Origin of the sequence: Ruegeria hyattellae, from assembly GCF_041537925.1 — a bacterium.
In the GTDB taxonomy this organism is placed as follows: Bacteria; Pseudomonadota; Alphaproteobacteria; order Rhodobacterales; family Rhodobacteraceae; genus Ruegeria_C.
On the sequence record NZ_JBGOSH010000012.1, the window covers coordinates 50,192 to 74,670 of the forward strand.

Here is a 24,479-nt window from a genome sequence, read left to right on the forward strand (position 1 = left end):
CGTCCCGGCTTGCGTGTCTGTCCAACAGCTATAGGGTTCGTGGGCAGAGCGCCAGAGACGGGATGATCGCAATGGGTTGGACGCAACAGATCGAGGCGGCGGCGGGCCGGATCGCGGGTCATGTGGTGGAAACACCTGTGATGACATGCGAGGGGTTCGGCCTGGATTTCCCGGTCGAGATGAAGCTTGAGCAGCTTCAGCATACCGGCAGTTTTAAGGCGCGCGGGGCGTTCAACACGTTGCTCTGCAGCGACGTGCCCGATGCAGGCGTGGTCGCGGCCTCAGGCGGCAATCACGGTGCTGCGGCGGCCTTCGCGGCACAGGCGCTAGGGTATCCCGCGCATATTTTCGTGCCGGAAATGGCAGGCCCCTCCAAAATCTCCCTGATCGAGCGTGTCGGCGCTGACCTGACGGTTGTACCCGGCGAATACGCCAATGCGCTGGCCATGGCACAACAGCACGAGGCGCGCTCGGGCGCAATGCAGATCCACGCCTATGACGCCCCTGCCACGGTCGCGGGGCAGGGCACCCTGATGCGCGAATGGGAACGGCAGGGGCTACAGGCTGACACCGTATTGATCGCGGTGGGCGGTGGTGGTCTGATCGCAGGGGTTCTGGCCTGGCTGCAGGGCGCGCGTAAGGTGGTGGCGGTCGAGCCTGAAACCTCCTGCGCGTTGCATGCCGCGCGCGTGGCAGGTTACCCGGTTGATGTCGAAGTCTCGGGCATCGCAGCCAATGCGCTGGGTGCGCGGCGGATCGGCGATATTTGCTTTGATCTTGCGACGCAGAACGAAACGCAGGCCGTGCTAGTCTCAGACGCGGCGATCCGGTCGGCGCAGACCGCACTTTGGGAGGAACGGCGCATTCTGGTTGAACCAGCAGGAGCCACCGCCCTCGCGGCTCTGATGTCGGGCGCTTATCGCCCTGAGCCGGGCGAGAAACTGGCAGTTCTGGTCTGCGGCGCAAATATCGCACCGGACCCGCTCAACCCGGACAATTCCGCTTGAGGGCAGCCGAAGCGGGTTTTATCCATAATCCATGACAGCAACGATTGCCGACACGATTTACGAAAGCCTTAGCCAGCAGATCATCACCGGTGCCCTGCCAGCGGGTGAGAAGCTGCGGCAGGACCACATAGCGCGCGCCCATGAGACCAGCCATGTTCCGGTGCGCGAGGCGCTGTTGCGACTCGAGGCGCACGGGTTGGCGATTAGCGAGCCGCGGCGTGGTATGCGTGTCGCCGCCCTTGATCCGTCAGAGGTGCGCGAAGTGATCGAAATGCGGGTAGTTCTGGAAACACTGGCGTTGCAGCATGCGGTTCAGAACCTCACGCCAAGGGATATCAAACTTGCGGCAGAGGCGCTTGCGCAATGTGACGCCGCCGAGGACATGCCCACCTGGGAGGGCCGAAACCGGGTCTTTCACCGTGTCATCCTCACCCCGTGCGTCATGCCACGCCTGCTGCATGCGATTGACGATCTGCACATCGCAAGCGCCCGCCATTTCTTTGCCCATTGGCAACGGAAATGGGTGCAGCGGACCGATGCAGATCACGCTGCCATCCTTCAGGCGCTGAAAGGCCGGAACGCAGCGGCCGCCAGCGGAATTCTCGCACGCCACATCCGTCGAATGCTCTGACTCTCGCCATGGTTAAGGTCCCGTTCTGGCCAGTTCCGGTGACCCTGCAGCTAGGCGCCGTCATGGCCCTTGCCGCCGCCTACAGCCTGCGTCTGGGAACCGCGACCGTGCTTGGGTATCTGATGGTGGGTGCCGTTGGCTTCCCGGTCTTTGCGGGAACGCCTGAAAAAGGTGTCGGACTTACCTATATGGTTGGTGGCGCGGGGGATACCTGCTGGGCATTGCGATGATCTATGCGCTTGGCCTTGGCTTGCTCGCGCAATTCGTGCCGGGCGACAAGGTGCTCGCCTATGGGTTCACACCGTTCATTTTCGGGGATCTGGTCAAGATCACTCTGCCGATTGTTGTTGTACTGGGCCAGCCCGCCGGGGCTGCTTTCGCGCATCCGTGGAACCCGATCTGATGCTTGACGCCTCCAAGGTGCTGCGCAGCGACTGGACGGTCAGCGAGATGGAGGCACTGCTGGGCCTCCCCTTGCTGGATTTCGTCGGTCAGGCCAATGCAAGTCACCGGTCACACCATGATCCCGAAGACATCCAACAGGCCAACCTTCTGTCGATCAAGACGGGTGGCAGCACCGAAGATTGCGCCTATTGCCCGCAATCGGTGCATCACCGCAAGCTGAAACTGACCAAGGACAAGCTAATGAACCCGGCGCATGTGCTGTCGCTTGCAAAGCGAGCAAAGGCCGCGTGTGCCAAACGGTTCTGCATGGGCGCGGCTTTGCGGCAGGTGCGTGATGGGCAGAAGTTCGACAACGTCCTCGAGATGGTCTCTGGCGTGCGCGAACTGGGGATGGAGGCCTGCGTCACGCTAAGAATGCTCCAACCACAGCAGGCCCGGAAACTGGCGGATGTGGGGCTGACAGCCTATAATCACAACCTCGATACATCGCCTGAATTCTACGCCAAGATCATTGGAACGTGGACCTATTAGGACCGGTTGGAAACGCTCTCCTACTGCCGGGATGCCGGTATCGACCTGTGCTGCGGCGGCATCATCGGGATGGGTGAAAACCTTCGGGACCGGGCGTCGATGCTGCAGGTGCTTGCCGGATTCGATCCACGGCCCGGACCATTATGCCGAAAACCCGTATCAGGCTGTCGGCAGGGCGCTCGGATTTCTTGGCGGCGGAGCAAGTCTTGTGTTTTCTGGTCGGGGCGAACTCGGTTTTCTATGGCGACGTATTGCTGACCGCGCCGAATGCCGGAACCGGTCAGGACCGCGATATGTTCGAGTTGATCGGCGCCCTGACTGGCGACTGACGCAAGGCGCCGGTGTCACGTCGCATTGCGCAATGGCTGCCGTTTGAATATAGGCGACATCGACATGACCAGATATTGCAGGGAGTAAGCTGATGTCCAACACGCAACTGGAAACGGCCATCGAAGCCGCGTGGGACGCGCGCGAAACCATCACCCCGGCCACCGGTGGTGAACAGCGCGAGGCGATCGAAGATACGCTGAACGCGCTCGACAGCGGCTCTCTGCGTGTGGCCGAGAAACAGGGCGACGGGTCCTGGCACGTGAACCAATGGGCTAAGAAAGCCGTACTGCTGGGCTTCCGCATCAAGGATATGGAGCATCAGCAGGGCGGGCCGCAAATCGGCGGCTGGTGGGACAAGGTCGACAGCAAATTCGCAGGATGGGGTGACAACCAGTGGCGCGATGCGGGCTTCCGCGCGGTGCCAAACTGCGTGGTGCGCAAATCGGCCTATATCGCGCCCGGTGTTGTGCTGATGCCGTCTTTCGTTAACCTCGGGGCTTACGTCGACGAAGGCACCATGGTCGACACCTGGGCCACCGTCGGGTCCTGCGCGCAGATCGGCAAGAGTGTGCACCTCTCGGGCGGCGTTGGAATCGGCGGCGTGCTGGAGCCGATGCAGGCGGGCCCGACCATCATCGAGGACAATTGTTTCATCGGCGCCCGCTCCGAAGTGGTCGAGGGCTGCATCGTGCGCGAAGGCTCGGTTCTGGGCATGGGTGTTTTCATCGGCAAGTCCACCAAGATCGTAGACCGCGAGACCGGCGAAGTCAGTTATGGCGAGGTGCCACCCTATTCGGTGGTCGTCGCAGGCTCGATGCCGTCGAAGAATAACATCAGCCTCTATTGCGCAGTGATCGTGAAGCGCGTGGACGAAAAGACCCGCTCGAAAACTGGCATCAACGAGTTGCTGCGGGACTGACTTGACAGACCGCTCTGATGGGCTGTGGAGTTTAACTCCGCAGCCTGAGGTTTTGGCATGCCCTTGGTCTGAGGCTTCTGCTTCCGGCCAATCTGAATTGGCCAAATGTCGGCAGCGCAGACAAAGCGGACCTCAGCCCGACTGCCTGTACTGGCGCACTGACTGATATTGGCTCACTGCACTCGAAGCGTGCTAAGGAACGCAATCAAAGCGACCCTTTCGGCGTCCGACAGATCAGGCATCAATGCCATCTCTGTCCCGGGAACACGCCCTGCGGGATCGGCGATGAATTGATTGAGTTCTGAGACGTTCCAATCACCAGATAGGGATGCCATTGCGTTTGAGTATTTGTAACCTTCAACACCGGCTTTGGTGCGTCCGACCACACCTATGAGCGACGGACCGTGATTGTGCGCTCCGGTTGGAGCGGTTCCTTCTTCGATGATATGGCATTGCGTGCAACCAATCGCTGAAATCCGCCCGAGCTCCAGGTCGGCAGTCGCTAATTCAGTTTCGGAAATGGGCGGCGGTTCGATTGGTTGTGCACCGCTTTCCGAGAGAAACGAAATCATCTCTGCCCTATCTTTTTTTGTGGCCAGATGGATTGGCGGCACCCCCCAAAACTCTCGTGCATTAACGTTTGCACCATAAGCGACAAGAACTTTGGCGGCGTCCAGTGCGCCCCTTTCGGCGGCATCATGAAGCGGCGTATAGTCTTTATCGCCGGCCTGTGCGCTTGGGTCGGCTCCCGCCTTCAGTAAAAGTTCAACTGTCTTTTTATGGTTGCCACGGGCAGCCTTTTGCAAAGGACTACCAAAGTCGAGCATTGTGTTGGCGTCTGCGCCATGTTCGAGAAGGATTGCAACAATGTCGGTATGGCCGGATTGAGCGGCGAAGAACAAAGGCCGCTCCAAAAAGGTGGGATCAACGCTTCCTTCGGCAGCGAGCGACGCCTCCAGCGCCTCGGCATCACCATTACTGGCCGCCTGCAAAATATCGTCTGCCTGAGCAACCTGCGAAAATAGAGCCACCGTTAGAACCGGGAAAAGGAACAAATTGGCGATACTGAAACGTAGCATCAAGAAATCCTCCGTCAGTCGTAGCTGCGCCAACTATATCATAACTCGCTGCAGTTCGCCGCCCTGCCCTTACTTTACTGTTTCTACAAAACCAGTTGACTTAGACTGCTCAATGGTCAGGTCCGCTCTGGGCTCAATCCAGACATTCTTAGTCTAGCCATCAAATCCCCCAAGGTTGACCATCGTTGGATGCGTGAGTATGGCGACGCCCATGGAAAAGACAAAAAAACCCTCCCGCCAACAGGTCTATACCCTTGTCGTTCAGATAGGACGCAGGGAGGGCGATGGCCTGCCCGAGGGGGCCTCGGGCGCGGCTCTGATGTGTTTTGCCAGCGGTGTGGACGAGGCCGAGGCCGTGCGCGAGACGGTGGCGATCCTGAAGCAGGCCGATACCGCGCCGCTGGACGTGACCGGCTATGGCACCCTGGCTGAGCGCGAGGCCGAGGGGCATGAGATCAGCGGCGAAGAACGCGATCTGATGCAGCGCGCGCTTGAGGAAAACGCGGTGATCGTCGCCCAGATGACACCGTTTTTCGACGACGGAACCAAGGAAGCCTGACGCGTCACCGCTTTAGTTCCGCGATCCGAACCACTTGCGGTAGATCGTGTCGTAGGTGCCGTTTTCGCGCAGGGTCAGCAGTGCCTGGTTGACATCCTCGACCAGCGGCGAGCCGGTAGGGAAGGCGATCCCATAGTTTTCACGCAGAAACACCGTGCCGGTCATAACCCCCACGCCCTTGCCTTGATGACTGGAGTAATAGGACAGGATCGGTGCATCGAAGACGACGGCGTCGATGTTTCCGGCCTCGAAATCGACCAGCATTGCCTCCAGCCCGTCATAACCGGTATAGTTCACATCGCGTCGGTTCAGAAAGGTCGCGGAGGTCGAGCCTTCGATCGTGGCGATCCGCCTGCCGTAAAGGTCGTTGACGGAATTTACCGAGTTGGTGATCGCCTCGACCGTCATGACCGAAGTGATCCGGGCGGTGAAGACCGATACGACGAACAGCGATGAGATCACCAGGATCACGCCAAAGACCTTGCCGAAGGCGGAGCGAGGCACACGCTCCTCGAATCCGCCATTGACCACCAGGTTCAGCGCCCACCAGAACGAGGGGAACCAGGCGTCGTTCAGCTTGCGGTCAAAATAGGGCTGTGCGCGGCGCTCGAAATACCACATCAGCATGCCACCGGTCAGCAACAGCGCGAAGGCGATTCCAATCGCCATGAACAGCTCGCGCGACAGCAGCGCGCGCATCAGCGAGGGGGACCCCTGATTGTCCGCCGGTATCATGATTTGCAGCCCGGATTCAAAGATCGGCTGGCTGAAATCCATCAGCGTTTCGCGCTGTGCGGTGATCGAGATATTGGCGATGGCCAGAGCGGCGGTGCCATCGGTGACCGAGTTGAGCATATCGGCGAATTGCGCGTTGCGCTGGACGTCATAGTTCCAGCCGAGATCTTCGGCCAACGCCGCCAGAAGATCCATCGAGAACCCGGTCTGATCGCCATCTTCGACCATCGAAAAGGGCCGACGCGTCACGGTTGAAACGTCAAGCTCCTGTGCCGAGCCCACCGTCGCGCAGAAGCACGCGACTAGAGACAGAATGATATAAAGACGCCGCGACATTGATTCCAGACGGTTATGCTGCTGCGCTCCCTAGCGCAGGTCACGGGTTTGGCACAAGATGCGTCGCCGGGTCATGCCGCGCGGCGTTCGGCCAAAACGCGGGCGTCAAATGCGCCGAGGACCGGAATGCGCGAGGCTCCGTGGTCGGGCAGCCGGCTGCGTTCCAACCCGGACAGCAGGCTGGCCGCCAGCAGGCGCGGCTTGTTGTGCAGTCTGCCGATGAACTGGCTTTCCAGCGCCGATCCGGCGGCAAGCACAGCCTCGTGACCTGGTAGCAGCAGCTGTGAGTAGGTCACCAGCGGTCCCCAGGGAACCGGTGTCACCGCGCGGCCCCGGGTCAGATGATGGGCCAGGGCAAGAACTGAATGCTTGCCAAAAAGATACTCCACCTCGGTGCCCGATAGCAGCAGCCGCTGAGAGGGGGCCACTACGATATCCCGATCCAGCCCGAAATAGGGGCTGCGGATGGAGAGGGGGCTGAAACTGCCGCGCGCTGGCACCGTCCGTGTCAGGCGGTGCAGCACCGGCACGACCTCACCACGCGCGTTGATCACCGTATCCCCGCGCCGCAGCGTGCGCAGCGGGCGATACCCCATTGGCGTGGCAATTGGCGTTTCAGGGTGCATCGAGGGCAGGGCCCCCACAGGCTCGACCGTGTCGGACAGCGCGGCAAAGATGGTCTCGGGCGCGGCAAAGCGGTGCGACCCGTGCCGGAACAGCGCGCGCAGGTCGCCGACGCGCAGCGGGCAGGGGCCCGCGATGTCCTGTATCAGCACCTGTTCCCTGTCATGCTGTTCCAGAGCGAGTTGTGCCCGGCGCGCCGGTGCGTCCCAGCTATAGGACAGGCGCAGCAGGTCGATGCGTCCGGTATCGGGCAGGGTCATCGTCTGGTGGATCACCGCGCCGCCCTGATTGAGAACAAAGATCAGCCCCCGGCCGGGGATCGCCTGTACCGACAGGTGAAAAGGCCAGTCGCCGTCGCGGTTGTAGTGAAACAGGGTATGGGCCTGACCGGTATCCGGCAGACCGGTTTCCAGCACCAAAGTGCCACGGGCCAGCAAATCGTCGTCGTCGTGCCCAATCAGGTCGGGCGCGGTCGGGTCGGCCCCAAGACCGGCAGGTGAGAAAAGCTGCGTTTCAGTGTCGGCAAGTGCAATCCAGGTCATGTCACGCGGCCCTCTCTGCGGATGTCAGTAATTGCGCCTCATAGGCTTTCAACGTTCGGCGCACGGCGGTGCTGTAGCCGAGGCCGGTTAGCGGGTCGAGTTCCGGGAAGATGGTGCAAATCTCATCGATCAAGGGTTGCTCGAACAGGTTGGTGGTCTGCGGGCCGGGCAGGAAACTCTCGGTCGGCAGGCCTTCGGAATAGATCACCTGATGGCGGTCGAACATCACGTGGACATATGTGACCGTACCGCCGGGTTGGCGTGTGACCGTCCGGCCATTGACCAGATCCTTTGCGGCCACCAGAACCTCGGCCTCGCCGAATAGCAGCTCTGCCAGGCTGTCGCGGACGAGAACGCGATGCTGGGGCGAGACCATCAGATCGCCGTGGCTGCCAAAGGTGTTTGCCCGGATGCGGATCGGGGTCAGATTGCCAGAGGCTTCGATTTTGCGGCTGCCAGTCCATCTGAGCGGTTGCGCGCCGTCATCGCGGGTCATCACCAGATCGCCGGGGATCAGTGTTTCAACAGGTACGTCCCCCTCGGGCGTGGCGATCATTGTGCCCGCGACAAAGCAGGGGATCGAGCTGGCATTGACAAAACCGACATCCTGATTGGTGCCGTTCGTCACCGTGTAGGTGAAGTTGAAATCCTCGATATCACCGTCGCCAAAAACGGTGATTGTACCGTTTGCGTTGAGTCGCAGGGTCTGCCCGGTGCTGAGCAAGACCGTGCTGTTTGCGGTGACCGCCTGCCCGTTGATATGAGTGATCGTCAGGGTCGACCCCGAAGGGTTATGGTCATTTGCCAGAACGTCGACAGTGTTTCGTCCGTCCGGGTTCACATTGACCGTGTCGGTGATCGCAACCAGTTCGGTCTGAATGCTGTCGGCGGCGATCAACAGGTTGGAATCGTAGCGGTTGTCGGCCACGTCAGCGATACCGATGCGGATCGTGTTTACCTGATTGGGGATGACGTTCATCGTCAGCGACAACGTAACGGTCAGCCCGTCCATCTCGGTGTTGTAGTCGTCGCCACTGTTGTCCAGAAACAGGTTTTGGTTGGAATTGCTGTTGATATTGCCGGGGTCGGCGTCGTCGCCCGCGATACTCAGATCGACCTGGGTATCATTGATCCAGACCCCGACGAAATCCTGATAGATCGAGTTCTGGAATTCGGGGTATTCCTCGGACGAGAACACGAACTGCATCGTCATGTATTCCGAGGTCGGAATAAACGAGACATCCAGATACGACGCGTCAAAGGTATTGGCACCAGCCGCGGCGTTGAAATCGGGATCGTTGTTAGGGCCATTTGAGTTGGTGGTGGTCCGGGTCGACACGTTCGGATCGCCAGAGGACCGTGTGAAGCTGGTGGCCCGTCCGGTGGACAGGATCACACCGCTGTCGCCGGGCGTGGCCCCGGGGGCCAGCGCGTCACCGTTCCCATATATGGCGGATGACCGGTTGTCGCCGGTATAGCTGGCGCTGACCACTGTCGCGCCGTCGCCAAAGATCGCCTGCGCCATTGCCACTGCACTGGCATTTGTCTGATAGTCGAGTTCTGCCCCGGTCGCCATCTACTGCCCAAACCCGTTGTTTTGGAAGCAGTGCGCCGTCGCAGGTCATGCCTGCGCATAATACATCCATGCCGCGCCAATTGCGCGGTTACGTCTGTCAGCAGCCTTTTGCGGCTTTTTGTGCTCGGTGCCCTGCCTCGGGTCAATTATTAACCTTTCGTTAACACAGGTGTCGGGTTTCTGATAAGCGGATTTCCGCGTTTTGGGGTTGGCAGCGCGACTTTTTCGTCACAATTGTGACGCGAAGCGGACGAACTCATACATCGCGAGGGCCCATGACCACGACCGACGCCGTACAACTAACCGCCGATCTGATCCGATGCCCCTCGGTTACGCCCGCTGAAGGCGGGGCACTGAAATTGCTTGGCGATCTTCTGACCGCCGAGGGGTTTGACTGCACGCGTGTGGACCGAGGCGGTGTCTGTAACCTGTTCGCGCGGTGGGGCCGGAAAGGCCACGCGCGGACATTCGGCTTCAACGGTCATACCGACGTGGTGCCGGTCGGAGACAAGGCGGCCTGGACCATGCCGCCTTTTGGGGCTCAGGTGAAGGACGGCGTCCTTTTCGGTCGCGGTGCGACGGACATGAAATCGGGGGTTGCGGCCTTTGCCGCCGCAGCGATTGACCTTGTGCGGCACAGCCCACCGGATGGTGCGGTCATTCTGACGATCACCGGAGACGAAGAGGGCGATGCCACAGACGGCACCACGGCATTGCTGGATCACATGGCCGAAGTGGGCGAGCGCATGTCGGTCTGCCTTGTGGGCGAACCTACTTGCCCTGACCAGATGGGTGAGATGATGAAGATCGGACGCCGCGGCTCGATGACCGCGTGGTTCACGGTGACCGGTGTGCAGGGACATGCGGCCTATCCGCACCGGGCCAGAAACCCGCTGCCTGCCATGGCGCGGCTGATGGACCAGCTGGCCACGCATGAACTGGACCGGGGCAGCGATCATTTCGATGCCTCGACATTGGCGATCGTCACCATCGACACCGGCAACACGGCCACGAATGTGATTCCGGCACAATGCGGCGCTGCGGTGAATATCCGCTTCAACGACCTGCATTGCGGGGCCAGTGTGACGGAGTGGCTGCAAGCCGAGGCGGATCGAGTGGCCGAAAAATTCGGCGTTGAGATCGACATGCGTGCGAAGATCTCGGGCGAGAGCTTTCTGACCCCGCCCGGCCCACTCTCCGAGCTGGTGGCCCGTGCGGTCGAGGCCGAAACCGGCGTTGCGCCGGTTCTGTCTACAACCGGCGGCACCTCCGATGCGCGTTTCATCAAGGATCACTGCCCGGTGGTCGAGTTCGGTCTGGTCGGGCGCACCATGCATCAGGTGGATGAATGCGTCGAGGTTAGGCAGATCGAACAGCTCAAACAGGTCTATGCGCGCATCTTGCGGGACTATTTCGCGTGACGGTCCTGCCCCGTGCGTTGCACTGTGCTTCAAGGTGATGGGGCATTCGTGACTCCCACGCTGGTCATCATGGTCAAAGAACCGCGCCCGGGCCGGGTCAAGACCCGGCTGGGCCGTGATATCGGCATGGTTGGCGCGGCCTGGTGGTTCCGGCATCAGACACGAGCCTTGATCCGTCGCCTGCGCGACCCACGCTGGCGGATCGTACTGGCCGTGTCTCCAGACCGCGAGGGAATGAAGAGCCGGGTTTGGCCCGCCGATTTGCCGCGCGCGCCGCAGGGGCGCGGCGATCTTGGCCTGCGGATGGGGCGGATATTGCGCGGGATGCCATCTGGTCCGGTTTGCGTGATCGGGGCGGATATTCCGGGCATAGATCGCGCCCATATCGCCCGAGCCTTCAGGGGGCTTGCCCGTCAGGACTGGGTCTTTGGCCCGGCCCCCGATGGTGGCTATTGGCTGGTTGGTGCGCGGCGGGTGGTGGCAATTCCGCCCACTGTTTTTGACGGTGTCCGCTGGTCCAGCGCCGATGCGTTGCAGGACACGCTTGCCACGCTGCCGGGTCAGCGTATCGCGCTGATCAACAGCTTGCGCGATGTGGATACGGTGGCTGATCTGACCGGCTGATCGTTTTGTCCATGACGTTGCCAACTGGCCGTGCTAGGCCGAGGATATGACGCGAATTCCCTCCAAGCAGGAGATCCTCGACTGGATCTCGGCGCATCCGACCCTCACCTCGAAACGCGATATCGCCAAGGCTTTTGGCATCAAGGGGTCTGACCGGATCGATCTCAAGCGCGTGTTGAAAGAGCTTGAGGCCGAGGGCCATCTGGAAAAGCGCAAAAAGACCTATCGCGACCCGGACCGGCTGCCACCGGTGAGCGTGCTGCAGGTCAAGGCCCCGAATGACGATGGCGACCTGTTCGCGCGCCCGCTGGAATGGCATGGCGAGGGGGTCGAGCCGGTGGTCTTGATCATCCCGCGCGCCTCTGATCCGGCGCTGGGTGAGGGCGATCGGATCCTGGCACGGCTGAGCGTCGTGCACGAGGAAGATCACAATTACGAGGCGCGCCTGATCCGCCGGATCGGTGCCAACCCGCGCCGGGTTCTGGGGGTTTTTCGCAAAGGCGCCGAAGGCGGGCGGATCGTGCCGATTGACAAGGCCGCTGGCACCGATTGGCAAGTATCAGAAGGCGCAACGCTGGGCGCCAGGGATGGCGAGTTGGTCGAGGCCGAACAGGCCGGACCAAAGGGGCGGTTGGGTCTTCCCAAAGCCCGCATCGTTGAACGGTTGGGTGATCCAAGCGCGCCCAAGGCGGTGTCGCTGATCGCCATCCACCAGCATAGTATTCCCGATGATTTTCCCGATGCGGTGATCGCCGAGGCCGACAAGGCTAAGCCGGTCGGTCTGAGCGGGCGCGAGGACCTGCGCGACATGCCGCTGCTGACCATCGACCCGGCAGATGCGCGCGACCATGATGATGCGTGCTATGCCCATGCCGATGACGACCCCAAGAACCTCGGCGGGCATGTGGTCTGGGTGGCGATCGCCGATGTGGCGGCCTATGTCCGGCCCGGCACCGCGCTGGACCGCGAAGCGCGCAAACGCGGCAATTCAAGCTATTTCCCCGACCGCGTTGTGCCGATGCTGCCCGATCGTCTGTCGGGCGATCTGTGTTCCCTGCACGAAGGCGTCCCGCGTGCCTGCCTGGCGGTCCGGATGCAAATCGACGCAGAGGGCAACAAGATCGGGCACCGGTTCGTGCGTGGCCTGATGCGCTCGGCTGCCTCGCTACATTATGCCGAAGTGCAGGAGGCCATCGACGGCGAACCCAATGACCGCACCGGACCGCTGTTGGAGCCGGTTCTGAAGCCGCTCTATGCCGCCTACAAGGCGCTGCTTGTCGCGCGTCAGGCACGCCAGCCTCTGGATCTGGACCTGCCCGAACGCAAGATCGTGCTGAACGAGGCGGGCGAAGTGGAAAGCGTGGCCTTCCGCGACCGGTTGGACGCGCATCGGCTGATCGAGGAATTCATGGTTTTGGCCAATGTGGCCGCCGCCGAAGCGCTGATCGCCAAACGCTCGCCGCTGCTGTTTCGCGTGCATGAGGAACCCGCCCCCGAGAAACTGGAAAGTTTGCGCGAGACCGCGCAAGCGGCGGGGCTGAATCTGGCCAAGGGGCAGGTGTTGCAGACCCGGCATCTGAATGCGCTGCTGAATGCAGCTGCGGGCACCGAAGATGCGGAATTGATCAATCTCAGCACGCTGAGGTCGATGGCACAGGCCTATTACAGCCCTGAAAATTATGGCCATTTTGGTTTGGCGCTGCGCAACTATGCGCATTTCACTTCACCGATACGGCGCTATTCGGACCTGATTGTGCACCGCTCTCTGATCTCGGCGCATGGCTGGGGCAAGGACGGCTTGCAGCCCGATGAAGTCGATCGGCTGGAGGACACCGCCAATCACATCTCGGATACCGAGCGCCGCTCGATGATGGCGGAACGCGACACCACCGACCGCTATCTGGCCGCATATCTGAGCGAGCGGGTGGGCAATGAATTCTCCGGGCGGATCAGTGGCATCGCGCGGTTTGGCGCTTTCGTGAAGCTGGATGAGACCGCGGCGGACGGGCTGGTGCCGGTGCGCTCGCTGGGGCGCGAGTTTTTTCATTTCGACCGCGAGGCGGGGACGCTGATGGGCTCGGATACCGGGCTGATCATCGCCATCGGGCAGCGGGTGACCGTGCGTCTGGCGCAAGCCACACCCGTGACCGGCGGGCTGGAGTTGGAACTGCTGTCAATTGAAGATCAGGTGATGCCCCGTTCGCGCGCGCCTGCTCGTCGTGGCGCGCGGCGCAAGGCGGTCAAGGGCAAGAAGAAACGCGACAAGCTCGATCGCAAACTGACCCGCAAACGTCGTCAGACGTGATAGGTTAGCGCACGGGCGATTAACCAGCCATGCCGTTCGCGTGACACCTCGCCCGGATCGTCAAACAAGACCGCGCGGGTGCCTTCGATCCGGTCGGCACCGGGAAACATCTCGGAAAACTCCGAAATCAACCGAGTCTGGCAATGCACGAACAGCCCGAACCGGGCCTGTTTCGGGATGCCCAGCCGGATCGTTGTTCCCTTGCGAGCGAGATAGGCGGGCTGGCCCCATTTCAGTTCTTCGCTGAGCTTGGCAGGGGTCGGCAACGCCGATGCAGTATAAAAGATCAGATCGCGTAAGAGCAGAAGCCCGTTCCGCGCCGATGGGGGGAAGGCGGCAAAAGCGGCCTCAACCTCTGGTGTTTGAAAGGGCGTCACTGCAAGCCAATCGTCTGATCCACATGATCCATATATCCCGTGAGAAGCGGGTCGTTGGCAATGCGCAACCGCAGCTTCGTGTCGGTGGGCGTGGCCCGCATCGCTGCGAGAATGGGCGCGACGCTCAGGTCGGCGGATGTGGGTGCCTCACCCAGCAGAAACGGGCTATCCTTCAGGTATGCGCTGATTGCGCGCAGGTCCTGCTCGACCCGGTCCAGCCGCTCCGGCTCGGAGAAGCGGGCAACGCCCTGACTGTCCAACCCTTTCAGAACTGACTTGCGGATCGCGCGCGATACAGGCCCCCGGATCAAGGCGGGAACCTCATGGAAGAAGGCTTCGCGCAGGACCGGCCAGACCTGATCGTTGCCCCAACGATCCAGCACGATATGGAAATAGAGGTGATCCTCGGCCATTCGGCACAGGGCGCGGGACTGGCCCTTCTGCACATCGCTTAGCCCGGCGTCGAAAACTGTGCCCTGCGCCTCGAGCCAGGCGCGGATACCGTCACTGTCGGGAAGCAGCCGTTCTGGCGTGCGCAGCACCGGCAGCTTGCGGTGGGGCATCTTGCCTGGGTTCACAAGATCGGAGCGCTGCCAGCGTTGCCCCGACAGGTGCAACATATAGGCCGCCTTGACACAGAACGGACTGGCGCTGAACTGGCCAAACGCGGCGGGGTAGGTGAGCAGGGTCAGCATCAGGAGCACTCCATTTCGGTATCGGTGCTCAGATTATGCCGCCCTGATGACAGTTTTTGACATCAGGGCTAGGGTAGTCTGGACCAACCCGGAAACAAGAGGCATGAAACCCGATGTCGCGCACCGCCCGGCTTTTCCAGTTGATGCAGGCCCTGCGCTCAGGGCCGGCGCCCAGAACCTCGGTTCAACTGGCGCAGGACCTGCACGTGTCGCCCCGGACCGTGCATCGCGACATCGACGCTCTGCGGGGTCTGGGCGCGGTGATCGATGGTGAGGCGGGATTCGGCTTTACCCTGATCGAGGACGCGACCCTGCCACCGCTGGGCTTTACCGATGATGAGCTTGAGGCGCTGGTTCTGGGGCTGCGAGAGGTAGAACAGATCGGTGATCCCGCCTTGTCCTCGGCCGCGTCGCACGCACTTAAAAAACTGCAGGGCCGCCTACCTGCGCGGCAATCCCACCGGCTGAGCCATGCGGTGCTGACGGCGACGCGGTTCGTCCGGCCAGAGCCGCCCAGCATCGATGTGAGCGCTTTGCGGCAAGCCACCTGGGACGAGCAATCAGTAGCATTCGGGTACACGGATGTGCATGGCAGCGAGACTGAACGTAGCGTCGATCCGCTATCGATTGTTTATATGGACCGCTCCAGCGTTTTGATCGCATGGTGCCACTTGCGTCGGGACTTTCGGGTTTTTCGGCTGGACCGGATGCGCCATCTGGCCCTGACCGGCCAGTCCTTTCGTCCCCGCCGCATTCCGTTGTTGCGTGATGCTCTGACGCATTTGCGTGCCCAGCCGTTCAAAACAGCGGAAGATTGCAATAGCGCAGACTGACGCTTTGTCCGCGGCCGGTTTCGCGGTACACTCAGGGCGAGCAGGCAGTCGGGATAATTCAGATGATAAACTGGAAGTCGGGCGCCGTCGGAACCCTTATGGCGGCATTGGGATCAACAGGCGCGGTGGCGGAATCGTCGCCTGATCCAAATAAACAGGCATCTATTCAATTGGCTTTGGTCACGACATCGCTGCGGCCGGTGGCCCGCCCGGTGCCCGAGACCGGGCAGGAGGTCGTGCAGGTAGTTGCTTCAAACGAGCCCTTCGCGTTGTGGCTCTCCGCCTTCCGAGACAGGGCGCAGGAGGAGGGGATCAGCAGCGCTACGCTGGATCAGGCCTTTGCCGATGTGATCATTGACCCCGAGGTTGTGCGGCTGGATCGCAACCAGTCGGAGTTCAGCAAGACGATCTGGGAATATCTGGACAGTGCGGTCTCGGATCTGCGGGTCAGGAATGGGCGGGCGGCGCTGGCACAACACCACGCCGCGCTCAGCCAGATCGAGGCGCGCTATGGTGTCGAGAAAGAGGTGGTGACCGCGATCTGGGGGCTGGAAAGCTCCTTCGGCGCGTTCCGCGGCGGTAACAACACGATCCGGTCGCTGGCCACTCTGGCTCATGACACGCGACGCGCCGAGTTTTTTGAGGCCGAGCTTCTGGCGGCACTGCAAATACTCGAGGCGGGCGACGTTTCGGCCCGTGGCATGAAGGGCAGTTGGGCCGGGGCGATGGGGCATACGCAGTTCATGCCCAGTTCCTACCATCTCTACGCGGTGGATTTCACTGGCGATGGCAAGCGCGATATCTGGTCGGATGATCCGCGCGATGCGCTGGCTTCGACCGCCGCTTATCTGGCCGGGTTCGGCTGGACCACGGGTCAGCCCTGGGGCGTTGAAGTGCGGCTGCCCGAAGGGTTCGATTATGTCCTTGCGCGTCGTGAACTGACGCGCTCGCCCTCTGACTGGGCGGCTGCGGGTGTGCTGGATACCTCCGGCAAGCCGGTTCCGGATCACGGCGACGCATCGATCCTGCTGCCTGCAGGGGCAGAGGGCGCAGCCTTTATGATCTTTGACAATTTTACGGTGCTGGAGAAATACAATACGGCGGATGCCTATGTAATTGGCGTCGGCCATCTTGCCGATCGTCTGGGCGGAGGCCTCGTGATCGCGGCGGATTGGCCGCGTGGCGACCGCGCGCTGACCTTCTCTGAACGCAAGGAGTTGCAGCGCCGCCTCACCGGTGCCGGGTTCGACACGCAGAAAATCGACGGACGTGTCGGGCCACTGACCATCAATGCAGTCCGGTCCTACCAGACGGCCAACGGGCTTGTACCGGATGGCTATGCCTCGCCGCGGCTATTGGAACGCCTGCGCTAAGCAAAAAAAGGGCGCTGACCTGTCATCACAGGTAGCGCGCCCTTCAAACTGTCTTCCAATCAGGTCGGGCTGATCCCACGCAGCCGTTCTGACCGGCGGCGCAACAGTTCGACCGTGGTCAGCAGCGCGATCGAGATCACGACAAGGATCGTTGCCACCGCCAGAATGGTCGGTGAGATTTGCTCGCGCAGGCCGGTGAACATCTGCCAAGGCAGCGTCTTTTGCCGGGCAGAGCCGACAAACAGGACCACGACCACTTCGTCAAACGAGGTGATGAAGGCAAACAGCCCGCCCGAGATCACGCCCGGCAGGATCAGCGGCATCTGCACCCGGAAGAAAGTAGTCACCGGCCCGGCTCCCATGTTCGCGGCGGCCCGTGTCAGCGACCGGTCGAACCCGACCAGCGTGGCGGTCACGGTGATGATCACGAAGGGAATGCCCAGCACTGCATGGGCTAGCACGACTTTAACATAACCGACAAAAGTCTTGGAAAGGCCCAGATTGTTCTCAAGCACCTGACCGATCTGCGAGTAGAAGAAGAACATCCCCGTGGCCGAGATGATCAGGGGCACGATCATTGGTGAGATCAGGATGGCCATGATCGCACGGCGCCCGGGAACATGGCTCTGGCTGAGGCCGATGGCGGCCAGCGTACCCAGCGTCACTGAAATCACGGTCGCGATGGGCGCAATGATCAGGGAATTGCGGAACGATAGCTGCCAGTCCTGACTGGTGAAGAAATCCTTGTAGTGCTTTAGCGAATAGCCATCGGGGTCGAGCCGCAGCATTTCTGGCGTGAAGGTAAAGAAATCCTGCGCGTTGAAGGACAGCGGTAGCACCACCAAAATGGGCGTGATCAGGAAGACAAAGATCGCGCCGCATATCACCCGGAAGCCGTAATGCCACAACACTTGTCCCGGGGTGAGGTAGGGTACCAGCGTTGAGCGGTAGCGGGTTTCACCGATCCAGAAGATGAACCAGCCGAAGAACCAGCCGAACAGCGCGCCTATGATCCCGGCGGACAGTCCGCCCATAAGAAACCCGGCCAGCGCGAACCCGGCGAGGATGATCCAGCGAATTGGTTTTTCCCGGTCGCGCATCTGCAGTGCCACAAAGGCGACTGCCGCCAGCAGCAGTGCTCCGATGATGACGCCAAGGAAAGCATTGCCCTGGGATGTGCCGATGAGCAGACCTGCAACGGCTCCAGCCGCAGCGGTTGTGCTGGCGGTGAACGAGGTCGAGCTTGGTGTGACGGGGGTAAGTGCCATTCCGGTTATCCCAGCTTTACGTTGTCAATGCCGACGATCTTGTCATAGGCCCAATACAGGATCAGGACCGCAGCCAGCAGGATGGTGCCCAGCGCAGCGGCCAAACCCCAATTCAGCGATGACGAGATGTGGAAGGCGATCCGGTTCGAGATGAAGACACCCTTCGTACCGCCGACCAGTTCCGGTGTGATGTAATAGCCAATGGCCAGAATGAAGACCAGGATAGAGCCCGCGCCAATTCCCGGCACCGATTGCGGGAAATAGACCCGCCAGAAGGCTGTCCAGTTGGTGGCCCCCAGCGACTTGGCCGCCCGCAGATAGGTGGGCGGGATGGTCTGCATCACCGAATACATCGGCAGGATCATGAAGGGCAGCAGGATATGGGTCATTGCCACGATGGTGCCGAACTGGTTGTTGATCATCACCAACCGCGAATCGTCGGCCACTAGCCCCAGCCAGACCAGCGTATCGTTGATCACACCCTGTTGCTGCAGCATCACCTTCCAGGCCGAGGTGCGCACCAGCAGCGAGGTCCAGAATGGCAACAGCACCAGGATGAGCAGCACATTGGCTTTGGCAGAAGGCAGGTTTGCCAGCAGCCAGGCTACCGGATAGCCTAACAGAATGCACGACCCCATGATGACCAGCGACATGAACAGCGTTCGCTTGAACAGCGTGATATAGATTTGCTGGTTCTCGGGCCGGAACTCGACCCCGTCATCGCCCAACTGCATGTCAGCAGCATTCAGGAAATACCCGCTTGTGATCGGAGGCGAAAACTTCTGGATCGTGCGCCATATTGCGGGGTCACCCCAATCCTCATCGATATCAAGGAACTGTTCCTTGAAGGGACCGTCCGTTTCGAGATCCCATCTCTTGGCCTTTCGCCCGGCCTTTCTAAACAGCGACGAGATACCGGGGGTCTCATAATTCAACCGGCTTCCCACACGGGTGTGGGTCTTGTTTTCAACGGCGGTTTTGAAATCGGCGGCAAGGGCAGCAAATGCGGCCTCATCAGGTGCTTCGCCGCTGTTCGCGTCCCAGCTTTGGATGGCAATCACAGTCTGAGGCAGCGTGTTTTGCACGATATCGTTCTGGACCGAGCGGAACAGCATCTGTCCGATCGGAACGATGAAGGTCAGAAGCACAAAGGCCAACAAGGGCAGGATCAGGGCCATCGCCCGCATTTTCTGCCGCCTGAGTGCCCGGTTCAGGCTGTGCTTGAGCGGCCTGCCATCGGCGGCAAGTACGGGACTTGATTGGGTGGTATCACTCATTCTGCACCTTCGACCAAAATGATTACACTCTCTGCATTGGCGCGCCGGATCTCTGCCACTTTCTGATATTCGGGGTCGCTATAGGCCGTCTTTGCCGCCTCGTAAGAGGGGAACTCGACCACAACATGGCGATCCAGACTGTTGCCTTCGGGCGTTTCACTCTGCCCGCCACGCACCACGAACCGCCCTCCATGCCGCAGCAGGATAGGGGTATCCAGACGCACATAGTCCTGATAAGCGTCCGGGTTCGTGACCGTAATATGGGCAATGATGTAGCCCTTTGGCATGGTCTTTCCCCTGAGTGGCAAAGCGGGCCTTCTCAGGCCCGCCTCGATGTTTTTCTAGATCACTTGGCCAGCCAGGCCTGGAACTTGGCCTCGATGTCGTCGCGATAATCCGCCCAGAATTCGTAGTTGTAGAGGAACGTATTCTTGGCGTTCTCGGGATCGGTCGGCATATGCGGCGCCATGTCGATGCCCAGATCGGCATGTTGACCGACAAGCGGTGCAGACGACGCACGCGCCGGACCGTACGAGATCCACTTGGCCTGATCCGCCAGACGCTGGGTGTCGGTCGCAAACATGATGTAGTCAAGCGCGCGCGCCTGACGCTCGGGGCTCAGGCCTGCGGGGATGATCCAGCCATCCAGATCGAAGATCTGTGCGTCCCAGAGCATCGCAACCGGCTGCTTCTGCTCTTCGATCACGCTGAACAGACGGCCATTATAGGTCGATCCCATCACAACCTCGCCATCCGCGAGCAGCTGCGGCGTATCTGCACCGGCAGACCACCAGATCACGTCGTCCTTGATGGTATCGAGCTTGGCGAGCGCCTGTTCCTGCCCTTCGGGCGTTTCCAGCACATCATAGACGTCTTCCTTGGCCACACCGTCACACAGAAGCGCCCATTCCATGTTGTTGATGGCGCGCTTTTCCAGGCTGCGCTTGCCCGGATAGGTCTCGGTGTCGAACACGGCGCAAATTTCGGTCGGTGGGTTGTCTCCAACCATGTCGGTGCGATACCCGAAAGTGGTCGAATAGACAATCTGCGGGATGAAGCAGTCGCTGACCAGCAATTCGCCGAAATCTTCCGAAGCGGAGGTGCCGTCAGGTGCGGCAGCAAGCTGTGTATCGGCGTCGATTTCCAGCGCCAGACCTTCATCGCAGAGTCGGATCGCGTCAGCGGCAACAACATCGACCACATCCCAGGTCACATTGCCTGCCTCGTTCATCGCGCGCAGCTTGGCGACCGCTTCGGCAGAGCTTTCGTCATTGATGATGGTCACGCCGGTATTTTCGGAATAGGGCGTGTGATAGGCATTCTGCTGCGACGTCGAATAGGCGCCGCCCCAGCTTACAATCGTCATCTCATTCGCCATGTCCTGCGCCGAGGCAAGACCGGTGGTCATGCTCAGGGCCGTGGTAGCGAGAAGAGTTCTCGTGAGTGTCATTAGTCTCTCCCAGTTTTCCCGTTTTTTGCTCTGGGGGAACCGGCCGCACGGGGTTCTCGAATTCCGGCTCCCATACTCATCGCTTCCGGCGGACCGGAAGCGACAAAAGGGGCGTCACGCATCCAACGCGCGACAATCTTCGGGCAGCCAGCCAATCTCGATCTGCTGTCCCGGCTGCAAGCGCACCTGGTCGGGCGCATTGCGCGTCTTGATGATGAATTCGTCGTTGCCGGCGACCCGCAGCCGAGTGCGGAAAATGTCGCCCATATAGATGAATTCGAGCACTTCGGCTTTCAGTGTATGGGCGCCTTCAGTGAGGCGGTCCTTGTTGTATTCAACGCGTTCGGGGCGAATCGACACCCGGGTCCGCTCGCCGGGCTTGTCGACATTGACCGGCTTGCAATCGATCAACCCGCCATCGTCGAGTTGTACAACCGCAATTCCGTTGGTGATTTCCTTGACCTGACCTTCGAGCGTGTTGTTCTCGCCGATGAATTGCGCGACGAAGCTGTTTTCGGGTGATTCGTATAATTGGTCGGGCGGGGCCAGTTGCTGAATCACGCCATCGTTGAAAACGGCAACGCGGTCCGACATGGTCAGCGCTTCGGTCTGGTCATGGGTCACATAGACCACAGTGATGCCGAGGTTGTGCGCCAGATGGGTGATCTCGAACTGCATCTTTTCGCGCAGCTGCTTGTCCAGCGCGCCCAGCGGTTCGTCCATCAGAACCAATTCCGGTTCAAACACCAGCGCGCGGGCCAGGGCGACACGCTGCTGCTGGCCGCCCGAAAGCTGGGCGGGCCTGCGACCGCCAAAGGCGCCCATTTCGACCATGTCCAGCGCGCGTTTCACCTTTTCTTCGCGTTCAGACTTGCCCAGCTTGCGCACTTCCAGCGGAAAGCTGAGATTCTCGGCAATGGTCATATGGGGGAACAGGGCATAGTTCTGGAACACCATTCCGATGCCGCGTTTATGCGGCGGGATGTTGTTGATCGAAATCCCGCCCAATCTGATATCGCCGTGGGTGGCGGTCTCGAATCCTGCCAGCATCATCAGGCAGGTAGTCTTTCCGGAGCCCGATGGCCCGAGCATTGTCAGGAATTCGCCTTTCGGCATGGTCAGATTCAGGTCTTTGACGACAAGTACTTCGCCATCGTAGCTTTTCTGAACGCGTTCGAATTCGACAAACGCGCCGTCGCTGGTTGGTTCAGCCAAAGCAAACTCCCCGGTTTTTTTGTGCGGTCTATGCCGCCTTTCCCGCAAGGTTAAGCGGGCAAACCCGCTTAATGCAACAGAATTGCGACGCAGGGCGATGGTTTCGCTGGATCGCTTTTGGGGCAAAGCCTATTGCGGGGGATTTGCATTTGAGATTCAGCCAGCCTCCAGCAGGTCGCGTTCAAGCGACAGGCCATGGGAATACTCGGCGGAGCCGTTCTCAGCGCGCCAAAGGCAATAGGCAGCCATGCGCCAGGCGAACCACGGCCTCAGCGCCTCGTACCGCGCGGTGGTTTGCTGGTCCGGATACGCGGCCAGAAAGGCGTGGGTTTCGTTCGGGTCCAGCGGCACGCCGCGATAAACCTGCATCATTGCAGGTGACAGGAACAACGCCAAATCCTCTGCCGGATCACCGAACGCCGGGCATTGCCAGTCGATCAGGACCAGCGATGGGCCGTTTACCAGAATGTTTCCAGCAACCGGGTCGCCGTGGATCAAACACGTTGCTTGCGTCGGGGGTATGGTGTCGGAAGGTCGCAAGTTCTTCAATCGCACACGCTCGTCGGATTGGCAGAGCGATAGAATGCGATGTGTCGCGACCTCAAGATCAGCGCTTCCATTGCATCCATTTGGAAGGGCAAGCGGGGGGGTTAGCTTATGCAGCTTTCCCAGCAACCCGGCAACCGCGCCAGTATCCCTGGCCCAGGTCTGCCCGACCGTATGTTCATAAAGTACCCAGTCCGCATTGGGAATCTGGCCCGAGGCGCGGAATTTCGGACATAACCCGGTCGTGGCCAGAGCATTCAGACAGAGCGTTTCAAGCGCCGGGTCGTTGCCGAACAGTGGATTAGGAACCGCGCGTTGATAGAGTTTGAGTACCCGGTCCGGCCCGGATCCGACCAGTTTCCATACCCGGTTTGTGCGTCCCCCAAGCAAGGGCTGAAATTTGCCACTCGGTGCCATCAGCCCACGGCGGAGCAAATCGGCCTGCAAGTCATCGGGCGGGTCGTCTTGCGCCATGGGTCGGGCGAGCTCCGGCGGGAGGGGCGCGCCCGGTCTGGACAGGCCCTATTGAGATTGCGGGTCGCCGGACCGAACGGCGGTGACCAGTTGTGCCAAAATCGCCTGTCCGCCCTCGAGTATCAAGATCACATCGTCGCCTTCGACCTGCGCTTCAGTCACGCGGTTAAAGGTTGCGGCAGCGTCTTCACTCAGCAATTCCGAACCGCGATAGTTTTCGACCGAGAAGGAATAGTGCCCGGTAGCCATTGGGACGCCATCAGCGTCCAGTCCATTCCAGATCGCGGCCCTGCCGCCTTGGGCAAGCGCCTGTCGGTTGACAACCTCTCCCGATCCGTTCCGCACTACCAGAGTGGAGCTGTCGGCCAGTTCATTTGGGGTTGTCGAGATCCGCACCGGCGTGCCGTCAAAAAATGCCGGAGCGACCGCGCGAACCTCTGATCCGATCCAAGCTGATAGCTGGGTCATCTTCGGTCCCCCCAGCAGCCCAGTCAATTCAGAGAGTGATTCGTTCGTGCGAACCTGCTGCTCGACCATCGAAAACTGCGCCAGTTGCGCGGCGTATTCCGATGAATTTAGCGGCTCCAGCGGGTCCTGGTTTCGAGCCTGTGCCGTCAGCATCTTAAGAAAGGTCTCGAAGTCGGACGTCAACGCCGACGGTTCTTTCGTCGTGGTAGCCGCTGCTTTGCCCTGGGGTGACGTAGCGCTTGTAATGGGTGTGGTTTCGATCACAGCCTCAGATCCAATCCGGTCGAAGTTCCGCGGCTCAGCGCCGTGCGCGCGGCAGCAACAGGTTCGGGCGCGTCCATATCACCGTCACGGGCGATAACTGTGCCGGTCTCGGAACTTTGGTCGGGTTGGCGATCGCTGTCATCCGCCCCGGACAGATCGACATGTACGGCACTATAACCCATTTCCCGAAACTCAGAAGCAAGCTGATCTATGTGACGGCGCATCAGATCGAGGGTTTCGGGCCGTTCCGCGACAATCGCCAAGGTCATAATGCCGTCGCCGGGTTTCATCGCGACCCGTACGCGTCCCAACTCCTCCGGGTGCAGGGCAAGTTCAAAACTGCCATCACTCCGTCGCAACAAAACATCGTTGATTTGCGAGGCGACCGCCCGCGCGGTTTCTGCCTGACCCGGTTTCGGCGCATCCCGTGCTATATCGATACCGAGGCTGATGGTCTCCAGACGGGTCTGGGTCGGAAAGAGGTCCTCGCCCGCAAGTGAGAACAATCTGAGTGACTGCTCACTATCCGCCGCCAAGCTCTCGGCAAGCGCCGGGAGAGCAGAAGCGGATTGGTTTGCGTTCATCCGGTTCAAACCTTGGGTGGTCTGTAGTGCT

The 24,479-nt window shown here is 60.7% G+C and carries 25 protein-coding genes and 1 pseudogene; 12 read left to right on the forward strand and 14 right to left on the reverse strand.

Annotated features, from left to right (window positions below):
• Positions 1 to 71: 71 nt before the first annotated feature.
• From AB1E33_RS22370 to dapD, 6 genes and pseudogenes are all read left to right on the forward strand, one after another.
• Positions 72 to 1,007 carry a threonine/serine dehydratase gene (locus AB1E33_RS22370; protein ID WP_372579469.1) on the forward strand — a complete coding sequence of 312 codons (936 nt, stop codon included), beginning with the start codon at positions 72 to 74 and terminating at the stop codon, positions 1,005 to 1,007.
• A 31-nt stretch (positions 1,008 to 1,038) separates the two neighbouring features.
• Positions 1,039 to 1,638, forward strand: a complete 600-nt coding sequence (locus AB1E33_RS22375) for a GntR family transcriptional regulator (RefSeq protein WP_372579470.1) — start codon at positions 1,039 to 1,041, stop codon at positions 1,636 to 1,638.
• An 8-nt stretch (positions 1,639 to 1,646) separates the two neighbouring features.
• On the forward strand, positions 1,647 to 1,868 hold the full coding sequence (locus tag AB1E33_RS22380) for a biotin transporter BioY (protein WP_372579471.1): 222 nt from the start codon (positions 1,647 to 1,649) through the stop codon (positions 1,866 to 1,868).
• Positions 1,865 to 2,041, forward strand: a complete 177-nt coding sequence (locus tag AB1E33_RS22385) for a hypothetical protein (RefSeq protein ID WP_372579472.1) — start codon at positions 1,865 to 1,867, stop codon at positions 2,039 to 2,041. Before AB1E33_RS22380 ends, AB1E33_RS22385 begins: the two co-directional genes overlap by 4 nt.
• Positions 2,042 to 2,058: 17 nt before the next feature.
• A pseudogene (locus tag AB1E33_RS22390) lies at positions 2,059 to 2,903 on the forward strand (radical SAM protein).
• A 92-nt stretch (positions 2,904 to 2,995) separates the two neighbouring features.
• Positions 2,996 to 3,823: a 2,3,4,5-tetrahydropyridine-2,6-dicarboxylate N-succinyltransferase gene (dapD, locus tag AB1E33_RS22395; RefSeq protein WP_372579473.1), complete on the forward strand. Its 828-nt coding sequence runs from the start codon at positions 2,996 to 2,998 to the stop codon at positions 3,821 to 3,823.
• A 173-nt stretch (positions 3,824 to 3,996) separates the two neighbouring features.
• Here dapD and AB1E33_RS22400 read toward each other — a convergent pair whose 3' ends face one another.
• The gene (locus AB1E33_RS22400) at positions 3,997 to 4,902 is read right to left on the reverse strand and encodes an ankyrin repeat domain-containing protein (protein ID WP_372579474.1); all 906 of its coding nucleotides are present in this window, start codon (positions 4,900 to 4,902) and stop codon (positions 3,997 to 3,999) included.
• Between the two features lie 211 nt (positions 4,903 to 5,113).
• On the opposite strand from AB1E33_RS22400, the gene AB1E33_RS22405 reads away from it, so the two are divergent.
• A complete protein-coding gene (locus tag AB1E33_RS22405) occupies positions 5,114 to 5,461 on the forward strand; it encodes a DUF8846 family protein (protein WP_372579475.1) in 348 nt (115 codons plus the stop codon).
• Positions 5,462 to 5,473: 12 nt separating this feature from the next.
• On the opposite strand, the gene AB1E33_RS22410 is transcribed toward AB1E33_RS22405, so the two are convergent.
• The 3 genes from AB1E33_RS22410 to AB1E33_RS22420 form a co-directional block, all read right to left on the reverse strand.
• Complete coding sequence (locus tag AB1E33_RS22410) at positions 5,474 to 6,532, reverse strand: transporter substrate-binding domain-containing protein (protein ID WP_372579476.1); 1,059 nt, start codon at positions 6,530 to 6,532, stop codon at positions 5,474 to 5,476.
• Positions 6,533 to 6,603: 71 nt separating this feature from the next.
• The gene (locus AB1E33_RS22415) at positions 6,604 to 7,698 is read right to left on the reverse strand and encodes a Hint domain-containing protein (protein ID WP_372579477.1); all 1,095 of its coding nucleotides are present in this window, start codon (positions 7,696 to 7,698) and stop codon (positions 6,604 to 6,606) included.
• A 1-nt stretch (position 7,699) separates the two neighbouring features.
• Positions 7,700 to 9,274, reverse strand: a complete 1,575-nt coding sequence (locus AB1E33_RS22420; protein WP_372579478.1) for a Hint domain-containing protein — start codon at positions 9,272 to 9,274, stop codon at positions 7,700 to 7,702.
• A gap of 275 nt (positions 9,275 to 9,549) precedes the next feature.
• Between AB1E33_RS22420 and dapE the strand changes: the two genes are divergently transcribed.
• Genes dapE through rnr form a run of 3 tightly spaced genes read left to right on the forward strand, consistent with a single transcriptional unit; the run spans position 9,550 to position 13,624 of the window.
• Entirely contained in the window at positions 9,550 to 10,695 is a 1,146-nt protein-coding gene (gene dapE / locus AB1E33_RS22425; protein WP_372579479.1) for a succinyl-diaminopimelate desuccinylase, read from the forward strand.
• A 48-nt stretch (positions 10,696 to 10,743) separates the two neighbouring features.
• Positions 10,744 to 11,319, forward strand: coding sequence for a TIGR04282 family arsenosugar biosynthesis glycosyltransferase (locus AB1E33_RS22430; protein WP_372579480.1), 576 nt, complete (start codon positions 10,744 to 10,746; stop codon positions 11,317 to 11,319).
• Between the two features lie 46 nt (positions 11,320 to 11,365).
• Complete coding sequence (rnr, locus tag AB1E33_RS22435) at positions 11,366 to 13,624, forward strand: ribonuclease R (RefSeq protein ID WP_372579481.1); 2,259 nt, start codon at positions 11,366 to 11,368, stop codon at positions 13,622 to 13,624.
• On the opposite strand, the gene AB1E33_RS22440 is transcribed toward rnr, so the two are convergent.
• On the reverse strand, positions 13,615 to 14,001 hold the full coding sequence (locus tag AB1E33_RS22440; RefSeq protein WP_372579482.1) for a DUF1801 domain-containing protein: 387 nt from the start codon (positions 13,999 to 14,001) through the stop codon (positions 13,615 to 13,617). The two genes, rnr and AB1E33_RS22440, sit on opposite strands and share 10 nt — an antisense overlap.
• Positions 13,998 to 14,696, reverse strand: coding sequence for a glutathione S-transferase family protein (locus AB1E33_RS22445; protein WP_372579483.1), 699 nt, complete (start codon positions 14,694 to 14,696; stop codon positions 13,998 to 14,000). The genes AB1E33_RS22440 and AB1E33_RS22445 overlap by 4 nt, the downstream gene beginning before the upstream one ends.
• A 113-nt stretch (positions 14,697 to 14,809) precedes the next feature.
• Between AB1E33_RS22445 and AB1E33_RS22450 the strand changes: the two genes are divergently transcribed.
• Both AB1E33_RS22450 and AB1E33_RS22455 read left to right on the forward strand, forming a co-directional pair.
• Positions 14,810 to 15,529 (forward strand): helix-turn-helix transcriptional regulator, encoded by a 720-nt coding sequence (locus tag AB1E33_RS22450; RefSeq protein ID WP_372579484.1) that lies wholly within the window; start codon positions 14,810 to 14,812, stop codon positions 15,527 to 15,529.
• Between the two features lie 62 nt (positions 15,530 to 15,591).
• Positions 15,592 to 16,902, forward strand: coding sequence for a lytic murein transglycosylase (locus tag AB1E33_RS22455; protein ID WP_372579485.1), 1,311 nt, complete (start codon positions 15,592 to 15,594; stop codon positions 16,900 to 16,902).
• Between the two features lie 59 nt (positions 16,903 to 16,961).
• Here AB1E33_RS22455 and AB1E33_RS22460 read toward each other — a convergent pair whose 3' ends face one another.
• From AB1E33_RS22460 to AB1E33_RS22495, 8 genes are all read right to left on the reverse strand, one after another.
• The gene (locus AB1E33_RS22460; protein WP_372579486.1) at positions 16,962 to 18,170 is read right to left on the reverse strand and encodes an ABC transporter permease; all 1,209 of its coding nucleotides are present in this window, start codon (positions 18,168 to 18,170) and stop codon (positions 16,962 to 16,964) included.
• 5 nt (positions 18,171 to 18,175) lie between these two features.
• Entirely contained in the window at positions 18,176 to 19,447 is a 1,272-nt protein-coding gene (locus AB1E33_RS22465; RefSeq protein WP_372579487.1) for an ABC transporter permease, read from the reverse strand.
• Positions 19,444 to 19,734 (reverse strand): DUF1330 domain-containing protein, encoded by a 291-nt coding sequence (locus AB1E33_RS22470; protein ID WP_249710788.1) that lies wholly within the window; start codon positions 19,732 to 19,734, stop codon positions 19,444 to 19,446. Before AB1E33_RS22470 ends, AB1E33_RS22465 begins: the two co-directional genes overlap by 4 nt.
• 59 nt (positions 19,735 to 19,793) lie before the next feature.
• The gene (locus AB1E33_RS22475; RefSeq protein ID WP_372579488.1) at positions 19,794 to 20,897 is read right to left on the reverse strand and encodes an extracellular solute-binding protein; all 1,104 of its coding nucleotides are present in this window, start codon (positions 20,895 to 20,897) and stop codon (positions 19,794 to 19,796) included.
• Positions 20,898 to 21,011: 114 nt separating this feature from the next.
• Positions 21,012 to 22,112, reverse strand: a complete 1,101-nt coding sequence (locus AB1E33_RS22480; RefSeq protein ID WP_372579489.1) for an ABC transporter ATP-binding protein — start codon at positions 22,110 to 22,112, stop codon at positions 21,012 to 21,014.
• 156 nt (positions 22,113 to 22,268) lie between these two features.
• Entirely contained in the window at positions 22,269 to 23,132 is an 864-nt protein-coding gene (locus AB1E33_RS22485) for a phosphotransferase (protein WP_372579490.1), read from the reverse strand.
• Positions 23,133 to 23,180: 48 nt separating this feature from the next.
• Positions 23,181 to 23,864: a flagellar hook capping FlgD N-terminal domain-containing protein gene (locus AB1E33_RS22490; protein ID WP_372579491.1), complete on the reverse strand. Its 684-nt coding sequence runs from the start codon at positions 23,862 to 23,864 to the stop codon at positions 23,181 to 23,183.
• Positions 23,861 to 24,370 (reverse strand): flagellar hook-length control protein FliK, encoded by a 510-nt coding sequence (locus tag AB1E33_RS22495; protein WP_372579492.1) that lies wholly within the window; start codon positions 24,368 to 24,370, stop codon positions 23,861 to 23,863. Before AB1E33_RS22495 ends, AB1E33_RS22490 begins: the two co-directional genes overlap by 4 nt.
• Positions 24,371 to 24,479: the final 109 nt, after the last annotated feature.